The organism is Aquimarina sp. AWH4_224 (genome assembly GCF_056160245.1).
The window spans coordinates 1-281 of sequence record NZ_JBSWWU010000084.1 but is presented as its reverse complement, the minus strand read 5'-3'; the positions used below and the strand labels follow the sequence as shown (position 1 = coordinate 281).

At 47.0% G+C, this 281-nt stretch carries 1 protein-coding gene; it reads left to right on the top strand.

The features are described from left to right. Positions 1-281: Ig-like domain-containing protein (locus tag ACXAGJ_RS24800; protein WP_474843898.1), on the top strand; the 281-nt coding region annotated here is incomplete at both ends.

The following is a 281-nucleotide window of genomic DNA, read 5'->3' as shown; positions in this document are numbered from 1 at the left end:
GTATTAGGAAACGATAGCTTTGGAGGAGACGGTCCAAGTACCGGAACGATCAATGTAACTGCCATTCCAGCTGCAGTAGGAACTGCAGTAGTCAATAATGGAGGTACACCAAACGATCCGACCGATGATACGATCGACTTTACACCAGCCTTAGACTATAATGGTCCGGTAACAATCACCTATGAGATCGAAGATGCTGATGGGGATACCGATACGGCTACGGTTACTTTTGATGTAACCCCAGTAGACGATACGCCAACGGCAGTAAATGATACACCTGC